The sequence below is a fragment of the Halomicrococcus gelatinilyticus genome (assembly GCA_024227995.1).
GTDB classification, from domain to species: Archaea; Halobacteriota; Halobacteria; order Halobacteriales; family Haladaptataceae; genus Halomicrococcus; species Halomicrococcus gelatinilyticus.
The window spans coordinates 54,241-74,676 of sequence record CP100465.1 but is presented as its reverse complement, the minus strand read 5'-3'; the positions used below and the strand labels follow the sequence as shown (position 1 = coordinate 74,676).

Sequence of the window (20,436 nt, the reverse complement as noted above, 5' to 3'; positions counted from 1 at the left end):
CTGGGTTAGCCGAAGATGGTCTGCCACTTGACCTTGAGATCCAGTTCGTGTTCGATCATCCACTGCCAGTCGACGGTGCGAATGTCGTCGATCGAGAGCGGTGAATCGTCGGGCAACTCGTGTCCATCTAGCGTCACGGGGAGATACTTGTCCGTCCAGAAGTCCAGCACCGTCTCGTCGAATTTTACCTCCGTGATGAACTGTCTCGTTAGCTCCGGATGGGGCGAGTCGGGGTTGACCGCGAGCGCGTGTGAACTCCCGACCGCACCTTCGGTCGGAATGACGTTCTCGACCGGTTTCCCTTCCTTCTCGGCCGGGAGTCCCAGGCCCAGACCGAGAATCCCGACGGCGGTGTCGGTTTCGGAACTGATGACGTCTTTTGGCACTTGCGGATAGCCGGAGACGACTTTTGCCCCGTTCTCGTGGAGCGACCGCCAGTAATCCCAGCCGCCGAGGTTGTTCGCGATGTAGGCGACGACCTTCATCGCACTCCCGACCTTGACCGGGTCGACGACTTCGACTTTCCCGGCAAAACGGTCATCGGCTAACGCTGCGTACGATTTCGGCGGTTCGACGTCGGCGTCCTCTAGCTTGTTCGGATTGTACGCCGGTACGATGGCGGCGACGTGCCGAACGAGCAGTGGGTCACGGAAGCGTTCCGGGATCTGGTCGGCAAGTCCCGGAAGTTCGGGCTGTGTGAGCTTGTCGTCGAGTTGTGCTTTGAGAAGCTGCTGGGGAATCCAGCCTGCAAGCACGTCGGCTGTCGCGATGTCGTTTTGCTTCTCGACGAGATACTTGTCGACGATGTTTGCGCCGAGACCGCCGACAACATCGACGTTCACGTCGTGCTTCTGTTCGAACTGCGATACTGCGTCCTTGTAGGGGCCGACGAAGCCTGCCTCCTGGTCGAACACACGGAGCGTCGTCGTGTCGTCTGAGCTTGCAGTAGTGGTGGTATGGCCAGTCGCCGTCGTAGTACCTTCCGTGGTCTTCTCGGTACTATCGCCTCCAGCACAGCCAGCAAGTAGCGCTGCGCTAGCGACGCTTGCACTGGTCAGAAACCGCCGACGGGACGATGTATCCTGAGTCATCTATCTGGATTTAGGCCGGCCTAAACGATATAGTTGTTTCTATTTTAGGCTCGCCTAAATATCAGCGCGGTGAATAGAAGTGCCGAGAGAAAGTCCGGGCACCGCTATGCTATCATCCGTTGACCAACGGGCGTCCCCTAGAACCTAACAGGAACCGGCGTTGGTTACCCTGCGGGTGCGAAATCTTACGAACTGCTCTATGGTTCTTGGCGTGTCATTGCAGCGGAGGAACCACTCGCCCGACTCTACACCGGGGGACCGACCACGAAGCGACGGTGGCTGATGACGGCACGCTCGGCGGCGCACGTGTCTCGCGTCCGTGGGGCGGCAATGAAGGGCAGTATGTCGTGTGCGCCCGGCTCGATGACCGGACGGAGTGGCAGTCGACCAACCTGACGGACTACGACAGTGACCAGCTCTCGTTGATCCTGCCCATTGGCGATGCAAATACTGACCGGGGCGACAGGCCCGATCTTGCGATCTGGCATACCAGCAACCCGAACGAATGCTGTGAAACGGCCCAACGACCGCTGGATCCTCGATGGAGTGATTCCAGAAAGACACGCACGCTTTGTTCTGCCGTTGCTACGAATCGCCACCCACATATTTCGAATACGAACCCATAAAAGTAATATATTTATATTGGAAATATTGATGGGGGCGTGTCCCAATGTTGCACCCGATGGTTCGACGTCAGACTCGACGAGAGTTACTCAAAACGATCGGCGGGACAGCGACTGCAGCAGGGTTCGTCGGCACAGTGAGCGGTCGACAGCAGCCCCACCGCAAAGCACAGAGTCGCCAGACACGGTACGCGGCGTTCAACGTGATCGAACTCGAGACGGAGCAGGTCCAGGAACCGGGCGACCCACAGGCGGAAGCGGCCGCCCGAGTCGTCCAGGAGGTTCGGCCGGACATCCTGGTGGTCAACGAACTCACGAACAACCTCCAGCAGGGCAAACACACCGACAGACCGAACATCGACGCGTTCGTCGAGAACTACCTCAGCGTCCCGCAACGGGACGACCTCGACGGCATCGACTACGAACACACGCTCCAGCCGGAGAGCAACACGGGCGTCCTCCCGGAGCAGGACTACGATTTCAACAAAGACGGGACGGCTGGCGAACTGCCGGGTGACGCGTTCGGGTTCGGGGTGTATCCGGGTCACTACGCGTTCGCGATCGCGAGCAAGTACCCGATCGACGAGTCGAACCTTCGCTCCTTCCAGACGTTCAACTGGGCGGACATGCCCGGCAACCGCATTCCGGTCGCCGGCGACGACGGCGTCGTCACCGACCCCGCAGACGACGAGACCGCGATCTACCTCACGGAGGAGGAGCTCGACGTGTTCCGCCTCTCTTCGAAGACCCACGTCGACGTCCCGTTCGAGGTCGACGGCGGGACGGTCCACGGGCTCTTCGCACACCCGACGCCGCCCGGCTTCGACGGCGTGAACAACTTCAACGGGCGGTGGAACCACGACGAGGTCCGGTTCTTCGCGGACTACGTCGCTGGCGAAGACTACATCTACGACGACAGTGGCGTCCACGGCGGTCTCGACGACGACGCCTCCTACGTCCTGATGGGCGACATGAATGCCGGCCCAGGCCTGGGTCGCGACGAACGGCCGCTCAAGCCCGCCCGGAAGTTCCTTCTCGACAACGACGACTTCGACACGGACCGCCTCCCGACGAGCCCCGGCGCGGCGCAACGCGGTCTCCCCACCGCGACGCGGTTCGGCGGTGATTTCGAGGGCGTCGTCGAACAGATCGACTACGTCCTCCCCTCCCCGGATCTCTCTATCCACGGCTCGTCGGTCGTCTGGCCGAGCGAGAACGCGACGAAGCGGAACCTCGGCGCGGACGTCAGTGCGGCCTCGGACCACCGACTCGTCTGGGCCGACGTCGCGACACAGCCCGGTCACTGACGAAACGTCGTTCCCCGCTCACACCTGTTTTTCGAGGACGATCTCGTCGTAGTCCCGGTATTCCAGCGGGTAGTTCCCCGTCTTTTCGTACCCACGGGACCGATAGAATCCGGGGAGATACGGATGTTCCCCGGGTGTCGTCAGCCAGATCGTCGTCTCACCCCGTGTTCGCACTGTCGATTCTGCATGGTCTACCAGTCCGCTCCCGATTCCACTGCCTTTCCAGTCTTCGTGGACGGCGAGCCGACTCAGTTTGACGCGTTCAGGATCTGTTTTCGTGAGACGCACACCACCGACGAGTTCGTCTTCGATTTCCGCGACGTAGACTCTGTCCGCCTCGATCCACTCTTCGACCGTCTCCGGTGTGACTGATTCTGCTTTGGCAGGGAACCCCAGCCGCCGGTTCTCCTGATAGGCACTCCGATAGACGGCGGTGAGAGCTTCAGCATCCTCGACGTCCGCTTGCCGAATGTCGACCGTCTCCATGGTAGCCAGTACGTGGCGCGAGTTCCATTTACGATTTGATGGACGACGTCTCCCCGGTCATCCCACTCCGCAGGTCCGAAGCGAGATGGTCACGGCGATCGTGAGAGGGTCTCGTCCTTTCTCGATGACTCTGGCGAACGCCTCGGCTTCGCCAGCGAGAACACCAGCTACCTCCGTCCACGACCGTTCGCCCGTAACTGACGAACCGACTCGAGGCGACGTTGCACCACGGTTGCTCGACGAAGGTCACGGTTTCTGCCCGTCGATTACAGCACCGAATCGAGTTCGGCGAGAATCTCGTCTTCTTCGAACGGCTTCGTGACGTAGCCGTCCGCACCGGCTCTGACCGCTTCCTTCATCTTGTCAGTCTGGTCGACGCTAGTCACCATGACGATCGTCGCCGGGTCGTCCGTGGACTTGATCTCTGCCGTCGCCGCCACCCCGTCCATCTCGGGCATGTTCACGTCCATCGTGATCGCATCCGGTACGAGTCGCTCGTACTCCTCGACTGCCTCGACACCGGTCGCCGCCTCACCCACCACCTCCAGTTCCGGTTCGACCGCATCTCGGATTATGGTTCGTTGAAAATCGCTATCGTCTACGACTAGAACCTCTTCATCCATGAACTCGTTCGCGAGATAGTTCTCCTGCTATAAGTAACTGCCTCCACTTACAGTAAGGGTTTCACGAAGGCCGTCACTCCCCAGACCGGCGACCAGTCTGACGTCCGTGATAGCAACCACTATACAGCGGTACGGTCAGGTCGGAGCGGAGTGGACTCTGGACGGTATTCGGAGACGGTCTACCTACCCACGTAACGAGGTCGTTCGAGACGGCTTCGCGCCTCTCGATGACGAAAACTAGAGATTTTCGGCTCTCTTGGAACCCGGCGGCGGTCGAGTAGGTCGCACGCTGGCTACAGCGGCTGTAGTCAGGCTGGCGCAGTAGACTCGCCCGACTCGGCCATCTGCCAGACGATGAGTGCTCCCGTCACACCGAGGCCGACTGCGAGCACGAACAGGACGGCGTAGGTTCCAGCGGTGGCGACCAGTTCTCCGACCATGACAGGCGCGACGAACGACCCCAGCCACCCAGCCACGCTCGCGAGCGAAACGGCCGTGCCGGCAGCACTCGGGTCGACGAACTCCTGGATCGACTGGTACATGAGCCCGATCTGGAGCTGGATGAACACGCCTGCGAGGACGAGCATCGCGACCAGCACCGTCATCGTCGTGCTGTAGAACATGACGACCGCCAGTACGGTTGCGCCGACGAACGAGGCGCCGAAGACGGGCCGTCGTCGACGGGCCAACACCGTGTCCGAGAGCCAGCCCCCCGTCGGCCGGGCGAGAATCCCGACCGCGGGAAACAGCGCGACGAACGTGCCGCTCTCTGCCAGCGAGACGCCGAACCGCTGGGTGATGTACGTCGGCATCCACGAATTGAACACCATGTACAGCGAGTAGCCGAATATCGTGACGACGACGACCGACCACACGTTCCGGTTCCGCAACACCCTCTTGAACCCTGTCAGCGTCATCGGTTCCGTCGACGCGTGAAACCGCGACACGCGCCCGACAGCAACGTAGAACGCGATCGACGTCACCAGCACTGCGACGCCGAAGACCGGAAACACCCCTGGCCAGCCCACGACCGCGGCGACGCGCGGCGCACCCAGTTGTCCGAGCGCGTATCCCGCCGGATAGCCGGAGATGATCACCGACGTCGCCGTCGCCCGCCTGGTCGGTGGAAACGTGCTCGAGGCGACGTTGATACTGACCACCCACAGAACGAACATCCCGACGCCCGCGAGTAATCGCGAGGCGATGAGCAGCGAGACGCTGCCCCCGCTCGCAGCCATCCAGTCACCCGTGCTACCGGCGAGGAGGACGGCCGCCGCAACCGGGACAGCAGCACGGGTCTCGACGCGGTCCAGATAGATTCCGACGGGGATACCGATCACCGTCGCGGCGACCTGCGGCATGGAGACGAGTGCGGCAGCCGTGGCTTCGGTGATGCCGAGGTCGGCCATCACCAGCGGGAGGACACTGGCTGGCGTGATCAGGTAGGCACCGACGAACAGGAGCAGCAGCCATCCGGTCGCGATGGTGATGACCCGCCACGCCGAACCCTCGGCGGGGAAATCGGCGTCGGCCAGTCTGGTGTCCACCACATTGCTGCTTGTCGGACCGTGAAAATAGTCTTATCGGCCGCGACGCACCGTCGCGAGGGGTCCCGCCTGGCTGTCGATGTGGAGATGTCGACGTGGAGATACTGCGATGACGGTGAAGTGGTTCTATGGCCATATATTTCAGCCAGCTAGATAATGCGAACAGCTAACAATGGCCGTCGAGACCGGATAGGTACGCATGCCAGAACCAGTCATCGCGTCGGTCGGTGCCTCGCCGCTCGGCCGCACGGACCTCCCGGGCCGCGACCTGTTCTCGGTCGCCCTCGCGGAAGCGTTCGACGAACTGCCCGACCCTGCCGACGTCGTCGAGGCGGTGTACGTCGGCAACCAGTCGGAGAGCTACGAACACCAGATCATGTACGGGACGCTTCTGGCCGAGTGGGCCGGCCTCCGTCACGTCCCCGCCGAGCGGGTCGAGGGGTGTGCCGCCGCGGGCGCGCTCGCGTTGCGCCACGCGGTCAAGGACGTCCGCAACGGAGAACACGAGGCCGTGCTCGCGTGCGGCGTCGAGAAGATGACCTCAGCGGGCACCAGCGGCGCGACGGACGCGCTGTCGGCGGCGTTCGACCGTGCCATCGAGCAGCGCTCCGGCGTCACCGCGCCCAGCCAGTACGCACTGCTCGCCAATCGCTACCTCCACGAGACGGACGCCACCGAACGCGACCTCGCCGAGATCGCGGTGAAGAACCACGCCAACGCCGCTCGCAACCCCCGGGCGCAGTTTCCGAAGGAGATCGACGTGGCGACGGTCCTGGAATCCGACCCCATCGCCCCGCCGCTGAAGCTCTACGACTGTGCGCCGGTCGGGGACGGCGCCGCGGCCGTCCTCGTGACGACCGCCGAGCTGGCGGCCGACCTCGGCCGCCCGCAGGTGCGCGTCGCGGGCAGCGGGGCCTCCGCGAACAACATCGCGGTCGCCGAGCGTGACATGACCGACATCGCGGGCGCTCGCATCGCCGCCGAGACGGCCTACGAGGAAGCGGGCATCGACGCCGCGGCCGTCGACGTCGCGGAGGTCCACGACGCCTTCACCGTCTGCGAGGCGCTGCTCGCTGAAGCCGCCGGCTTCGCCCCCGCGGGAACGGGCTATCAGAGCTACCAGGCGTCAGCGGAGCGGGCGGAGGGCTGGACGGACGTGCAGTTGAGTCCGAGCGGCGGACTGAAGGCCCGCGGCCACCCCATCGGCGCGACCGGGCTCTTGCAAGCGCTCGAAGCCTACGAACAGCTCACGGGGACCGCAGGCGACCGAGCGGTCGAAGGAGCCGAGACGGCCCTCTTGCTCAACGAAGGGGGCGTCGCGGACGCCGTCACCGTCGGCCACGTGCTCACGACGGCGGAGGCACGATGACTGACAGCGACCTCGATGCGGCCGACCCGCGGACGCTGCCGGGCTTCTTCGACGCCCTCGCGGACGGCGAACTCCTGGGTGGGGTCTGTGCGGACTGTGGACAGGTACTGTTGCCGCCGCGGCCGGCCTGCTACGCCTGCGGCAGTCGCGCCGTCGACGTCGAACCGCAGTCCCGAGAGGGCCAGGTCTTCTCGTACACAGCGGTCCACACGCCGCCGCCGGCGTTCGCTGCGGACGCGCCCTACACGGTCGCAGTCGTGGAACTCGTTGACGGTGGCCGTCTCCTTGGGCGCGTGACCGCCGACTACGCCGACGTCGCCATCGGTGACCCGGTCGAACTCACGGTGCGCGAGCCGACGACCGCTGAGCGAGAGGTCGCACTCGACTACGAGACCGACTGGCCGGTCCACGTCTTCGAACCGCGGTGAGGGTCAGGCCCGGCTCCACGCCGACTGTCGGTGGCTGACCAGGTACTCACCTCGCTCGAAGCGATCGCTGTTGGGGGTGACGACCGGTTCGTCGTTGAGCAATGCGGTCGCCGCGATGAGACAGTCCTCTCGGTCGATCTCTTCACCCAGAGAGAGGAGTTCTCCGGCTCTGTTGAAATCCTATTGTTCAGATATAAGACCGTGTGAAAAAGCCGGTCGATGAGAACTGCGAATTACTCGCTCTGGGGCGAATTCCCAATTGCGTCTCCCGCGAGACCGTATACGAGGCCGAGAAGACCAACGAGGAGTCCGAAATGGATTGAACCGGGTGAGGCATACATATCGGGAGAAAGCGTCGCAACTCCTCGGTGTACAGTCAGAAGTACCGCAAACACCTCGATGAGAATCGCTTTTTGGAGAGACATTCACCTAGAGGCAGCACTTGGGTTAACTAAATCCTACGATAGATGAGTCGTCTGTATTGACCGTGGCCGGGTCAGAATATATCATCTGCTGAGGATTTCAACAGAGCCAGTTCCCCCGAAATCTTCCCCGCCTTCCGCACCACGGTCTCGTCGGCGACAACAGCGTGACGGGTGTCGAGCACGTCGAAGATTCGCTGCTGGCGTTCCTGGGGAACATCTAACTGTGGGACAGCCTCGGACAGTTCAAGAACGGTAACCGAGGCGACTTTTTCGGGACGGCTCTCCTTCTCGGTACGGTCGAGGCGCGCGAGTGCGGCAGGGTCGCCGTGCAAGATATCGATGCTGAACGACGTATCTTCGATCATCCTCACTCCGTAAGTCCGAATCGAGGCGCTCCCGCCGATTCCGTGAGCGTTCCCGTCCCTCCTCGATGATCGCGTCGAGCTGCTCGGCTTCTTCGTCAGAAAGAATACCAGCCACCTCCGTCCACGACCGTTCGCCTGCAATCCGCTCGACGACCTCCGAGGACGACTCGCCCTCCCGCGTGTGAGCCTCGAGACGTTCGTAGGCCCCCTCATCGAGGGCGATGGTTTTCGTCGCCATCTCGATACACAGTAGTGTGTGTAGAGGTATCGACACGGTAGCGAACAACCAGCAGTTGTCAGCCAGTGCTCTTTCGAGGGTCTGGCCGTACCGCCGAGGAGGTCATGTGACCGAGACGCGCAGTGGGTTCAGCACTGACTGAGCGAACGGCCTCAGCTGACCCGGAGGAAGTGTTCAGCAGATCGGTCTCCATTGCTACAGGCGATCTTGAAGGTTCGGTAACAACTTTATTAACCCTGCATCGCATTGGTCTTTGGTAACATGGCACAGAAAGGGCGAGATCCGGACGAGGCCCTGAAGACGGACAGAGTGCTGGATACGTTGAGTCACCACCTCCGTCGGGAGGTCATCCGCTATTTCGAGACCGCCGACTCCCAGAATACGACAACGCTGGAGGACCTGGCCACCCAGGTTGCTCGTCGCGTCCCCGAGACGACCCGAGAACAGGTCGTTCTGGGACTGGCGCACAACCACCTCCCGAAGCTCGAATCGAACGGGTGGGTCGAACACGATACTCGTACTCAGCGCGTCCGATACCTCGGCCACGATTCGGCCGCGACGCTACTGGACGAACTCGCCGAGATGCTCTCCGACCAACCGTATTCCTCCCCTTCTGCCTGACAAGAGTCGGACCACCGATACGACGTGCCGTCACCAAGTTACCAAGCTGCTGTCACAGACGTCGTGCTGAAGACGGCGGAGAAAGTGATATACAGGACCATCTACCGGTGATGGGTAGTTTCGCGAGACCACCGAGTTGGGGTGACGAGTCGGCTGCCTCGTCGACGTCAGTCACCGAGAACGATTCGTCGTGGTGTTGCGTCGAAGAGAGGTGGATGGCGTTTGTCGCTTCACTCTGGAATAGACGACCGTCTTGAAGCGGAATATCGACCGTAATCCGTATCCCGTCCGTCGAGTAACCGTTCGAGTCCGTTTGCAAGCTAAAGGAACCCTTTACGTTACTACTTACACCCTATCACAAACCCGGAGTTCAGCTTATCAGTAATCGCCAGTATGGTGGCGCGATCGAATCGGAACAACCGGAATCGCCCGTCGATTCCCCACAGAGCTACGAAGTTTTATTAGCCACTGCTCTGCGGTTCTTGACGTGTCACTGCAGCGGGCGAAATCACTCGACCGACTCTACGACGAGGTGGCCGACTACGACCTCGTCGTCGTCCCCGACGCACCGCTCGCCAGCGCGCTGAACCGCCGACTCGACCGGCCACATCTCGGTCCGTTCGCCATCACGCCTCGCCGGCTCGCCGCCGGGCGTCGCGAACGCACGGAGGACCGCCGGGCCTTCCGCGAACTCGTCGACCAGACCGACCTCGACTGGAAGCAGATCTCTCACGCGACCGGCAACGTCCTCGGGTGCTGGGAGTACACGGGTGCGGTCGACGCGATACTCGACCACGACGCCTACGTCGACGAGGCCACGCGGCAGGCCGTCGAGCACGTGAAGGGGCTCGACACGACGTCGAAGCGTCTCGCCGAGTACCGCATCGACGCCGACCGCGACGTCGCCGTCGTCGGGTACGACCAGTTCACGGAACTCGAACGCTCCATCCTCCCCGACGAGTACGACACCTGCAGTCCGTTTGCCGACGACGCCTTCGACCGTCCACCGTTCCACGTCTACGACTCGACGGCCGCCATCGTCGACACGGTCGTCGACGCCATCACGACCGAGAACGCCGATGACGTCGCCATCGTCCAGGACCGCGCCAGCGAATACGCGTCGCTCGTCCGGTCTGCCCTGGAAGCAGCAGACCTCCCCTTCTACGGCGGCCCGGGATTCGCCGACCACCCCGACCGCCGCTCGTTCGTCCAGTTGCTCAGGACCGCCCACGGCGGTACGGACACGCGCGTCGGCGAGGTGCGACCGCTACTGACCGCGCTCGACGTTTCGGTCGACGTGGAACACGACGAGAAGCGACTGTACGACGTGGACGCCTCCGCCGTCGACTGGGTGGTCGACTTCGCCACCGACGTCGAGCAGCGCACGTTCGGCGACGCACTCGCCGCGTTCGAACGCGAAGCTGACTGCACGCTCGACGAATTCCGCGAGGAACTGGACGCGCTCGGACTGCTCGACGAACCAGTCACGCAGGAGGCGGTCGACGACCTCGAGTTCTACCTCCAGACGTACGAGGTACCGGTCGACCGCGAGAACGAGGGCGTCCTGCTCGCCGACGCGAAGTCTGCCGCGTACGTCGACCGCCCGGTCGTCTTCTACCTCGGCCTCGACGAGAGCTGGACCCACTCGCCGCCGCAGCGACCGTGGGTCGACCAGGACGCACAGTACACGCGCAACGTCCAGCAGTTCCAGCTCCTCCTGCAGAGCGGGGCCGAGCAGTACTACCTCGTCCAGGACGCCAGAGGCGGGTCGCCGGTCACGCCCTGTCTCTACTTCGAGGAACTGCTGGACGAGGCGTTCGAACGCTTCAGCGACCTCGACGCCATCGACCACACGCGAACCTTCGACCAGCGCGGCGACGGCTTCGACACCGAACCCGTCGACGCCACGACCACCGCGGTCGAGACCGTCAGCCAGTCGAGTCTGAGCACGTACGTCAACTGCCCGCGCGACTACTTCTTCAGCCGCCTCGTCGACAGCCCCGACAAGGACTACTTCACGGAGGGGAACCTCTTCCACGACTTCGCCGAGTTCTACGCCACCCATCCCGACGCAATCGGCGACGACGCCATCGACGAGGTCGTCGAGTTCATGCTCGACGAGACGCGGCCATTCGTGCGCTCGGTCGACCAGACAACCCGGCGCACGAAGTACCGCGTCGGCCTGGAGACCATCGCGTCCTATCTCGACGCGAACCCGCCCGACGGCGACGCGTTCCTCACGCCGACCAGTGGCTGGGGGTCCAACGCCATCGCGGAGTACTTCGACCGCCCGGTCGACGCCCCGCACACCGAGCGTTGGTTCGAGAACGACGCCCTCGGCGTGAAGGGCAAGATCGACCTCGTGCACGCACCCACCCGGATGGTCGACCACAAGAGCGGCAGTCGCAAGCGCGCCAGTACTATCGTCAAGGAGTCCGCCGTCGACCCGCCGAGCGACTCGCCGAATTTTCAAGCTCTGCTCTACCTCGCCCACTGGCGCTCGCAGTACCCCGACCGGCGACTGGAGTTCACGTTCTTCCACTTCCTCGAGACGCTGGACGACGCCGTCGCCGGCGACGCCGACCTCGACGACACGACGACGACCGTCACGTACTACCCCGAACCGTTCGCCGAGTACGCCGAGTCCGAGACGCTGTTCGAGCGGTTGCGCGACGACGGCGCGAAGAAGTGCCAGAAGACGCTCTCGCAGGTCGAGTACGACGACTACGCCGCCGTCTTCGACCGCGCGCCCCTCCCCGCGACGACCGACAGCGACGAACTCATCGCCTCCGAGTTCGGGCAGGTGTTCGTCGACCGCATGAAGGAGCGCGTCGGCGACTACAAGTACGTCACGCAGGGCTGCGAGCAGGCGATGCGCGAGCTGGTACGCACCCGTAGCCGCAACTACTTCGCCGACGACCTCGACGCGTTCGAGCAGTTCGTCGACGAGCGCATCGACGAGCTGAACCGCCGCCGCGCCGGCGAGGAACCGTTCCCCATCGAGGGGGTCGCCGGCGAGCCGAACTACCGCTACGTGGACAACCGCGACCTGCTCCTGGAGGGCGAACGATGACCGACCCCGAACCCAACGACCAGCAACGCCGACTCATCGACAGCACCGACGGCATCTACGTCGTCGACGCCGGCGCCGGCACCGGCAAGACGTTCACCGTCACCCGACGCTACGCCGCCATCGTCGAACAGGACGCCGTCGACCCCGATGACGTCCTGCTCGTCACCTTCACCAACAACGCCGCCGCCGAGATGAGAGAGCGCATCGTCGGCCACTGCGACTACGGCATGCGCGAACTCGCCGACGCCCCCATCCAGACGTTCCACTCGCTCTGCCACGACGTCCTCCAGGAACACGGCCACGACGCCCCCACCCACCTCGGCATCGACGACCGCATCACCGGCTCCACCCGCCTCGTCGAGAACGAACTCGTCGAGGAGGCGCTCTTCCGCGAGTTCGTCGACCAGTTCGGCGACGACCACCCCGAGTACCACGACGTCCTCCGCGCGCTCGACGACCCCACCGCACTGCTCGACCTCGTCGGCGAACTCGCCGCGAAGGGCGTCTTCCCCGAACCCGAGGGCTGGTACCGCGACGGCGAACGCTATCTCGACGGCGACCTCGACGCGTTCAGGGAGCGCTTCGACGAGCTGAACGAGCCCCGGAACGGCGGCAGCAAGCAGTCCCGCCTGCGCTCGAAGCTCGGCCGCTACGGCCACGATAAGTGCTATCTCCCCGACGCACCCGAGAAAGGCGAGATCCGCGGCAGCGGCAAGCAGGTACCTCCCAGTCTCGCCCGGCGCGTCTTCGAGGAGGACCGTACCACCCTCAAACAGTTCGTCCACGACGTCTACTACGAGTACCTCCAGTTCGCGCTACGGCGCAACTACCTCAACTTCGGCTTCCTCCAGCTGTTCGCGTTCGTCCTCCTCTGCGAGGACCACCGCGTCCGCGAGGCGGTCGCCCACGAGTACGTGATGATCGACGAGTTCCAGGACTCCAGCGAGATCCAGTTCAAGCTCGCGCTCCTGCTCGCCGACACGGACAACCTCTGCGTCGTCGGCGACTGGAAACAGTCCATCTACAGCTTCCAGTACGCCGACGTCGACAACATCGTCGAGTTCGAATCTCGGCTGGCTCGCTTCGCCGACGAACTCAACCGCGACCACGAACGCGTCGCGTTCCCCACCGATTCCGTCGACCGGATTCCCCTCGTCGAGAACTACCGCTCCACCCAGGCAATCCTCGACTTCTCCGAGCACGGCCTGCTCGTCCCCGCATCGAACTACGACGACGTCGACGTCGACGCCGTCCGCGACCGCATCGACTCCCTGCAGTCGAACGCCGACCACCAGCACACCACCATCGAAGCCATCCAGAGCGAGGACGAACGCGAGTCCGTCCTCGCCAAAGTGCAAGAGATTGTCGGCAACGACGACTACCGCGTCGAAGCCGACGACGGCACGCTCCGCCCGCCGACCTACGGCGACGTCGCCGTCGTCACCCGCACCCGCGACTTCGGGCGCGAACTGCTCCAGACCGCCGAGGAGTACGGCCTCCCAATGGCCTACGAGGGCGGCATCGAACTGTTCCGCACTGACCAGGCGAAACTGCTGCTCGCCTGGCTGCGCATCCTGGAGGACGACCGCGACCGTGGCTGGGCCGTCGTCCTCGAACAGGCGGGCTACACGCTCGACGAGGCCGACGCCATCCTCGACCGCGACGCCTACCCCGAGAACATGGTCGCGTTCCGCGAGGAACTTCGCGACCTCGACACGCTCGGCGGCGTCGCCCGCCGCGTCTTCGACCGCTACGGCTACGACGGCGCGACCGCCGACGTCGTCCTACACACTCTCCAGTCCGTCCACGACGCCACCACCCTCACGCGCGGCGACCTCGTCCGCTTCATCGAGCGCGGCATCGAAGCTGGCAGCACCCACGAGGTCCACGCCGGCGCCGGCACGGACTCCGTGACCGTCCAGACCATCCACGCCACCAAGGGCCTCGAATACCCCATCGTCGTCCTCGCCAACATGAACAGCGGCCGCTTCCCGCCCGCCAGCGGCGGCGACAGCGTCGTCACCTACGACGACCCTGTCGGCCTCCGCCAGCGCAAGCGCTACTCAGCGGACGCCCACGGCGTGCCACACGTCTACGACAACTGGCGCGCGGACGTCCTCCGGAAGTGTCTCCCCCGCGACTACGACGAGGAACGCCGCCTCCTCTACGTCGCCATCACCCGCGCCGAACAGCACGTCGTCTTCTCCGCTGGCGACGACCCCAACACCTTCGTCGAGGAGTTGCCCGTCGACGTCGAGTCGGTCGAGCCTGACCTGGACGAGCGGTCGGTCGAGGAGACCACCCAGACGACGCTCCAGGTCACCGTGCCGACGCCCGAGGGACCGACGAGCCACACGCCGCACACGCTCATGCAGGACGACGTGTTCGAGGACGTCGAAGAAGGCAAGGGCACTGACTTCGGGACTCGCGTTCACGACTTCGCCGAGGCGTACGCGCTCGGCGAGGACGTCGACCCACGGAACGACGACGAGCGCAACGTTCGAGGGTTCCTCGATGGGTTGCATGGGGAGTTGCTCGTCGAAGAGGACGCGTACCTGCCCATGGAGGTCGGCGGTGAGCGGGTCACGATCTCCGGGATTGTTGATCTGGTTCACGTGACGGCGGACTCTGTGGAGATCGTCGACTACAAGACCGATCGTGGCCGCCACGCCGAAGACGAGTACTGCAAGCAGTTGAGCGTCTACTATCGCGTTGCAGAAGCCGTGTACCCCGACAGGGCAATCTCCACTAGTATCTTCTACACCGAGACTGGGACTCGTCGGCCGGTGGATCCGCTCACGGTCAGCGAACTGGAAGCGCTCGTGGAGGAGACGGGGGAACCGCTAGAGCAGTGAGCGACTGGGATGTACTGACCCGACTAACGGATAGGAATCACTCGCTGTAACTCCTGTCCTCGCGTTTTGGCGCATCGAGGTGGCATTTCACCTCACCGGTCACGTGGATGCTTGTGTCACCCGGCTCTGTTGAAATCATCAGCAGTTGATATAACCGGTGTGCTGAATAGAGAGGGTGTATTCGGCACGGCCGTCAGGGAGAGATGAAAGCGGAGTCGAAATTCGACATTGCGACGACACACGCGTCAGCGGCCAGCACGCCTGCTATCGCTGCGCTCGCCTCACTCGACCGGCTTGGCCTCGGGGAACTGATAGCTCCCGTTGAGAATCGACTCGCGCGGACCGTACAGCCGAACCGTGTAGTTCCACCCATCAGGCGTGTAGAGGAAGTTCGGCTGATCTGGGTCGCCGCCGAAGTGAATCGTGACGCTCCCGTCGTCGTTTCGTTCTGCGGTTACATCGTTGATCGAATACGCGTCGTACTCGTTCTCCTCGAAATACTTGCCACTGTTGTAGACGCTGACCGACCAGAACGCGTCGACGGGGACGTCCTCGACGGTGAGCGTGTACGGCGTTTCGCCGTCGTTCCGCTCGGGAACTCGGAAGAGGAACAGCGTGACCGACTCCGGCATCCCACCCCAGGCAACCGCAGTGCCGAGGAGATGCTTGACAGGGTCGACCTCGTCGGCTTCACCGTACGTGTCTCGCGTGTCGTTCATCGTCTTCCCGACCGTGATGAGCGCGTTGCGGATTTCTTCGAGTGATTGCTGGTCCCAGTTTGGGACGTCGAAGGTCGTGACCGCCGATGCTTGCCTCGCCGTGATCTCGTCCTGAATGCTCTGCGCGGCCTCGACGTCGTCTGGATCGCTCGGATCGAAGAACGTGCGGAACACGACCATACAGTATCGCGTCCCGATCTCGTCCTGCGTCAACGTGAACTCGCCGGAAGCTGTGGACGACAGCGACACATAGTGGTTCTGGTTGATGACAATCATCAGCTGGTAACGGTCACCTGTCTCCGGTTTCGTGACGGTGACCGGCTCGGTCAAGTCGAAGACGCCAGCCGAGTAAAGCGTGTCACGATTCATCTGGATAACGCTCTGTTCGTCAATAGGAATGAGATTGCGGTGGTGATAGAACTGCCCGAACCCACCCAAGTCGACGTAGCGCTGGAAGTAGGTGTCAGATTCTGCGCGCGTGTAGTTTTCCCACGTCACCTGGATGGGTTCGTCGTCGTCTGTCGTCTCGGTTTCACTTTGGCGGGTGTTCGTCTCCGGGGAGTTCTGGCGGGCAGCGGCGCCGCCACCAGCCATTGCAAGTAATCCGGCGAGGCCTGCCCCGCGAAGCGCAGTGCGGCGGGTCGCCCGCAGGGGTTCGGCGCCCGATTCTGTGTCAGTCGGCGTGTCGTGTGGCTCGTTACTCATTATTGGTGTCTCGTCCCACTTTTCTCTCGCACGGTCCCGACAGCACTCCCCCCACCCAACTCGCACTCTCGTACGACAGTCTCTTACAAAGAGATGACGGCGGTGAAACATCATTTGCTTACATAAACGTGTTCTGTTCCCCAACTACATCTGGAACTTCGTAGTTCCCTTGGGCTGTATCGTCGCCGTCTTGTCCAAGGCGCTCATCCCCGATGGCTTCCCAATATATACGTTGATCGTCACCTCATCAACCGCCTCGTTGGACACTGTGACGGCAAGTGGAGAACTGCGGGAGTCCTGTAGTGCGGAACAGCCGGAAAACAGGGGTCGCCCCCGTCACTGTGTTCGATTTGAGGAAGGCACGACGTGACCGAGGACTACCCATTTCTTGGTTCAGTTGCGGACTGCGACACTAATTCGGTATAAGTTTCGTGGTACGATACCGGCACCACGACCCCAACAGCCCGTGAGTGGAGGACAAAAGATACGCGCTCTCTATTCAGCACACCCTCGACAAACTATCAGCGACAAAGGGTTTCAACGGAGCCTGTCACCCGGGATTCTGAAAGTATCCAGTCAGAACTCTCTAGCCACTACTTTATCTGGCCTCCCGGCTAGCATTTGGTATGTTCGACCGCGTTCTCGTCGCTAACCGGGGAGAGATTGCCGTCCGCGTCGTTCGCGCCTGCCAGGAACTCGACGTCGAGGCCGTCGCCGTCCATAGTGAAGCCGACGACGGGGCCAAACACGTCCGACTGGCTGACGAGGCGTACGAGGTCGGGCCACCGCCGGTCACGAAAAGCTACCTCGACGCGGACGCAGTACTCGACGCCGCCGAGAAGGCCGACGTGGACGCGATCCATCCCGGATACGGTCTGTTCGCCGAGAACGCCGACTTCGCAGCGCGGGTCGAGGAGAGCGACGTCGTCTGGGTCGGGCCGTCCAGCGACGTCATGGAGCGCCTCGGGGAGAAGATACGGGCACGGCAGACGATGCAGTCGGCCGGCGTTCCAATCGTGCCCGGGACGGAGGAACCAATCACCGACGCGGAGACCGTCCGCGCCTTCGCCGACGAACACGGGTATCCGGTCGCCGTGAAGGCGGCGGGCGGCGGCGGGGGAAAAGGGTTGAAGGTCGTCGAAGCGGGCGACGACGTCGAGCGCATCGTCCGGGACGCCCGTCGCGAAGGCGAGAACTACTTCGGCAACTCCGACGTCTACGTCGAGAAGTACCTCGACGATCCACGCCACGTCGAAGTGCAGGTGCTCGCCGACGACCAGGGGAACGTCCGTCACTTCGGCGAGCGCGACTGCACGCTCCAGCGCAACCAGCAGAAGCTGGTCGAGGAAACTCCCGCGCCGGCCATCGACGAAGCGGTGCGCCAGCAGATGTGGGACGCCGCCTGTCGTGGCGTCGCGGAGACAGGCTACACGAACGCTGGAACGGTGGAGTTCCTCTACCAGGACGGCGAGTTCTACTTCCTCGAAATGAACACGCGCATCCAGGTCGAACACACCATCTCGGAGGTTCGGACCGGGTACGACCTCGTCAAGTGGCAGCTCCGCGTCGCCGCGGGCGAGGAGCTCGATTTCGCCCAGGACGACGTCGAGTTCCGCGGCGCGGCGATGGAGTTCCGAGTCAACGCCGAGGACCCGACGAACGACTTCATGCCGCATCCCGGCGTGCTCGACGTGTATCGACTTCCCAACGGCATCGGCGTGCGCGTCGACGACGGCGTCGACGAAGGCGAGGAGGTCAGCGGCTACTACGACTCGCTCATCGCCAAGCTCGTCGTCTCGGGCCAGGACCGCGAGGAGGTCGTCGCTCGCGCCCGGCGCGTCCTCGACGAGGCCAGCGTCGAGGGAATCGCGACGACGCTGCCGTTCCACCGGGCCGTCGTCCGCGACGAGGCGTTCCTCGACGCGACGCACTCGACGACGTACGTCGAATCCGCGATGGACCTGGCGGCCATCGACCCGGACGACTGATACGGATTTCCAGGTCGCCGATACGGATTTTCAGGCCGACTGTTCCGATTTCCCGGTTCGACGGCTCTGTTGAACTCCTCTTCTTTAGAGAATTGTTTACGTGAATCAACTGAACGCTACACGTGCGAACTGAGTGCTGAAGAAACTACCAGGTAGAAATAATACTCGTACTGGTATGCAAGACTCAGAGGGTGGATGCAGCAGCCGAACACTGTTCGTTTCAGATACTCAACGACGAAGCATCCGTTATGTATGCGTGCGTATCGATCGCTGAGGGTTCTGCCAGTTCTGATAGTTGTTCAAGTAGTCGTGCAAGCCCAAAGCGCGCATTCAGCAGCAAATCGATTACAGGACCAGGTCACTCGTCATGGTCGTCATCGATCTGTTCAAGAAACCGACGTACCTCGTCGAATTTCATTCCTCGCCGTACCTTGTCTTCGAACCTGTCGAACTCGATGAACCCCTCATCCGATAATTCGGGAAGTAGGACGTGATGGAGTTCGTAACAAATCGTGAGGTACTCCCCGGAGTTGAGAGTCTCTCCCTTACGAAGAATCGGGTCAGCAGACATCGAACTCTCGTCGAGGAGCGCACGTAATACTCGCCGCTGTTGCGCTGAGAGTACCCGTTTGATGCGATCTTGGTTACAGCGTTCGTCACTCACAGGTCAAGTAGTTGCTACCGATCCGGCCACGCTCGAAGTCGTTCACTCCGAATGCTCGTTCTTTTCGACTTCGGTGACGATCACGTCCCAGTCAGGATGTTCGACCCCATTCCGACATTCGAATCCGCCTTCCACATCGATTCCACTCTCGTAGGCCCTGCGAAGGAGGTCTTTCAGTTCCGCGTTTAATTCTTCCTTCGACGCAAGCGAGGTCTCCTCAGACGTCATCTTCCCGCCCCCTCTCGTGTTTCTCCACTGTGAGTTCGTGTTCTGGTGTGATAGTGATCACACCGTAGCTGTGTACGGTTATTGCGTGCCCCTCGTGCGTGAATGCAGCGTGGGTATCCCCGTTTGTCCCGTTGCGAACGCGGACGAGCGCATCTAATTCGTCGGCGTCAACAGTGGAATGGAGCAGGTCGAGTTCTACAGGATCAGTATCCATTACGTCCGCCAGCGTTGCGACAACAGCCATGCTCGCTGGTGTCTTCTCCTGATCGAACTGGGTGCGAACAGTCCCAGATTCCTGAGCGTACTCAACCGCTTCTACTCCAACCCCAGATATCGTTGTACCCATCTAGCCTGATTCTAGCCGTCTGAGTCGGTTCAACAGGGATGCTGATAATACAGCATGTTTAAAAGGCAGACCATCCGAACGGTCACGACGAACTGCTGAGTGTCGCTCCAATGAGGCGTCGATGTCCCCGGCGGAGTCGTGACGATAGTGACTGCTGGGTGATACCGAGCTCGTCGGCAATCTCTTCGAGCGACGCCTCGCGTGGGGAGTCGAAGTAGCCCCGTTCGTAGGCTAGTACCAGCGCCTCGCGTTGGGTCTCGGTCAACTCGTACCCCTCTCCCTGGATCGGAAGCATGGCGTGGACGGCGGTGATTGCTATCGGAATATCGTTTTCCTGGCAGTACTCTCGAAACTCAGCGAGCGTCTCCTGACTCTCACCGCGTACCTCGAACCGCCATTCCTCTTTCGTTCCAATCCCGGAAAGCACGACGACGTTGGCCTTGGCAAGCGCGCTCAGGATGCCGAAGTACTCCGACTCCCACTCGGCACGCATGAGATACTCGTCTTCGACGCTATCGACCACTCGAATGTTACTCACGCCGGAATGTGCCTCGAACGCAGCTTCGATATCCTCCGTTTCTACATCACGCACCCAGAAGTACGGGATAATCAGCGTCTCGTGTGGAATCAATCGCTCCAGTTCAACGGTCACACCCGGCAGGTTCTCGAACACACTTCCCAGCGGAAACTCCGCTACCGGACTCGTAAACTCCATCACAGTCGCCATGCGGAAGA

The 20,436-nt window shown here is 62.5% G+C and carries 18 protein-coding genes and 1 pseudogene; 8 read left to right on the top strand and 11 right to left on the bottom strand.

Annotation, left to right across the window (positions count from 1 at the left end; all coding sequences use genetic code 11):
• Positions 1-5 precede the first annotated feature (5 nt).
• Positions 6-914, bottom strand: coding sequence for an ABC transporter substrate-binding protein (locus NKT36_RS00360; protein WP_327051967.1), 909 nt, complete (start codon positions 912-914; stop codon positions 6-8).
• Between the two features lie 859 nt (positions 915-1,773).
• On the opposite strand from NKT36_RS00360, the gene NKT36_RS00355 reads away from it, so the two are divergent.
• Positions 1,774-3,021 (top strand): endonuclease/exonuclease/phosphatase family protein, encoded by a 1,248-nt coding sequence (locus tag NKT36_RS00355; protein ID WP_407652187.1) that lies wholly within the window; start codon positions 1,774-1,776, stop codon positions 3,019-3,021.
• An 18-nt stretch (positions 3,022-3,039) separates the two neighbouring features.
• Here the strand turns inward: NKT36_RS00355 and NKT36_RS00350 are convergent, their stop codons facing one another.
• The 3 genes from NKT36_RS00350 to NKT36_RS00340 all read right to left on the bottom strand — a co-directional run bounded on the left by NKT36_RS00350 (position 3,040) and on the right by NKT36_RS00340 (position 5,677).
• Positions 3,040-3,507 (bottom strand): GNAT family N-acetyltransferase, encoded by a 468-nt coding sequence (locus NKT36_RS00350; RefSeq protein ID WP_327051965.1) that lies wholly within the window; start codon positions 3,505-3,507, stop codon positions 3,040-3,042.
• 266 nt (positions 3,508-3,773) lie between these two features.
• Complete coding sequence (locus NKT36_RS00345; protein ID WP_327051964.1) at positions 3,774-4,130, bottom strand: response regulator; 357 nt, start codon at positions 4,128-4,130, stop codon at positions 3,774-3,776.
• A gap of 308 nt (positions 4,131-4,438) precedes the next feature.
• Complete coding sequence (locus tag NKT36_RS00340; RefSeq protein WP_327051963.1) at positions 4,439-5,677, bottom strand: MFS transporter; 1,239 nt, start codon at positions 5,675-5,677, stop codon at positions 4,439-4,441.
• A 199-nt stretch (positions 5,678-5,876) separates the two neighbouring features.
• Here NKT36_RS00340 and NKT36_RS00335 point away from each other — a divergent pair, with 199 nt between their 5' ends.
• From NKT36_RS00335 to NKT36_RS00325, 3 genes are read left to right on the top strand one after another with little or no spacing between them, the layout of a single operon-like run.
• Entirely contained in the window at positions 5,877-7,046 is a 1,170-nt protein-coding gene (locus NKT36_RS00335) for a thiolase C-terminal domain-containing protein (RefSeq protein WP_327051962.1), read from the top strand.
• Positions 7,043-7,474: a Zn-ribbon domain-containing OB-fold protein gene (locus NKT36_RS00330; protein WP_327051961.1), complete on the top strand. Its 432-nt coding sequence runs from the start codon at positions 7,043-7,045 to the stop codon at positions 7,472-7,474. Before NKT36_RS00335 ends, NKT36_RS00330 begins: the two co-directional genes overlap by 4 nt.
• A gap of 30 nt (positions 7,475-7,504) precedes the next feature.
• Complete coding sequence (locus tag NKT36_RS00325) at positions 7,505-7,681, top strand: hypothetical protein (RefSeq protein ID WP_327051960.1); 177 nt, start codon at positions 7,505-7,507, stop codon at positions 7,679-7,681.
• Positions 7,682-7,970: 289 nt separating this feature from the next.
• Here NKT36_RS00325 and NKT36_RS19215 read toward each other — a convergent pair whose 3' ends face one another.
• A complete protein-coding gene (locus NKT36_RS19215) occupies positions 7,971-8,264 on the bottom strand; it encodes a PIN domain-containing protein (RefSeq protein ID WP_407652237.1) in 294 nt (97 codons plus the stop codon).
• 1 nt (position 8,265) lies between these two features.
• A pseudogene (locus tag NKT36_RS00320) lies at positions 8,266-8,502 on the bottom strand (DUF7557 family protein); the annotation flags it as partial.
• 261 nt (positions 8,503-8,763) lie between these two features.
• On the opposite strand from NKT36_RS00320, the gene NKT36_RS00315 reads away from it, so the two are divergent.
• From NKT36_RS00315 to NKT36_RS00305, 3 genes are all read left to right on the top strand, one after another.
• The gene (locus NKT36_RS00315) at positions 8,764-9,123 is read left to right on the top strand and encodes a DUF7344 domain-containing protein (RefSeq protein WP_327051958.1); all 360 of its coding nucleotides are present in this window, start codon (positions 8,764-8,766) and stop codon (positions 9,121-9,123) included.
• A gap of 487 nt (positions 9,124-9,610) precedes the next feature.
• Positions 9,611-12,196 carry a PD-(D/E)XK nuclease family protein gene (locus NKT36_RS00310; RefSeq protein WP_327051957.1) on the top strand — a complete coding sequence of 862 codons (2,586 nt, stop codon included), beginning with the start codon at positions 9,611-9,613 and terminating at the stop codon, positions 12,194-12,196.
• A complete protein-coding gene (locus NKT36_RS00305; protein WP_327051956.1) occupies positions 12,193-15,051 on the top strand; it encodes a UvrD-helicase domain-containing protein in 2,859 nt (952 codons plus the stop codon). Before NKT36_RS00310 ends, NKT36_RS00305 begins: the two co-directional genes overlap by 4 nt.
• A 281-nt stretch (positions 15,052-15,332) precedes the next feature.
• Here the strand turns inward: NKT36_RS00305 and NKT36_RS00300 are convergent, their stop codons facing one another.
• Positions 15,333-16,475: a DUF1214 domain-containing protein gene (locus NKT36_RS00300; protein ID WP_327051955.1), complete on the bottom strand. Its 1,143-nt coding sequence runs from the start codon at positions 16,473-16,475 to the stop codon at positions 15,333-15,335.
• Positions 16,476-17,101: 626 nt separating this feature from the next.
• Here NKT36_RS00300 and NKT36_RS00295 point away from each other — a divergent pair.
• Positions 17,102-18,463, top strand: a complete 1,362-nt coding sequence (locus tag NKT36_RS00295) for an acetyl-CoA carboxylase biotin carboxylase subunit (RefSeq protein WP_327051954.1) — start codon at positions 17,102-17,104, stop codon at positions 18,461-18,463.
• A 358-nt stretch (positions 18,464-18,821) separates the two neighbouring features.
• Here NKT36_RS00295 and NKT36_RS00290 read toward each other — a convergent pair whose 3' ends face one another.
• The 4 genes from NKT36_RS00290 to NKT36_RS00275 form a co-directional block, all read right to left on the bottom strand.
• Positions 18,822-19,034 (bottom strand): hypothetical protein, encoded by a 213-nt coding sequence (locus NKT36_RS00290; RefSeq protein WP_327051953.1) that lies wholly within the window; start codon positions 19,032-19,034, stop codon positions 18,822-18,824.
• Positions 19,035-19,169: 135 nt separating this feature from the next.
• Positions 19,170-19,355, bottom strand: coding sequence for a hypothetical protein (locus NKT36_RS00285; protein ID WP_207271227.1), 186 nt, complete (start codon positions 19,353-19,355; stop codon positions 19,170-19,172).
• On the bottom strand, positions 19,345-19,701 hold the full coding sequence (locus NKT36_RS00280) for a HalOD1 output domain-containing protein (RefSeq protein WP_327051952.1): 357 nt from the start codon (positions 19,699-19,701) through the stop codon (positions 19,345-19,347). Before NKT36_RS00280 ends, NKT36_RS00285 begins: the two co-directional genes overlap by 11 nt.
• Before the next feature lie 82 nt (positions 19,702-19,783).
• Positions 19,784-20,428: a helix-turn-helix domain-containing protein gene (locus NKT36_RS00275; protein WP_285928443.1), complete on the bottom strand. Its 645-nt coding sequence runs from the start codon at positions 20,426-20,428 to the stop codon at positions 19,784-19,786.
• Between the last annotated feature and the right edge of the window lie 8 nt (positions 20,429-20,436).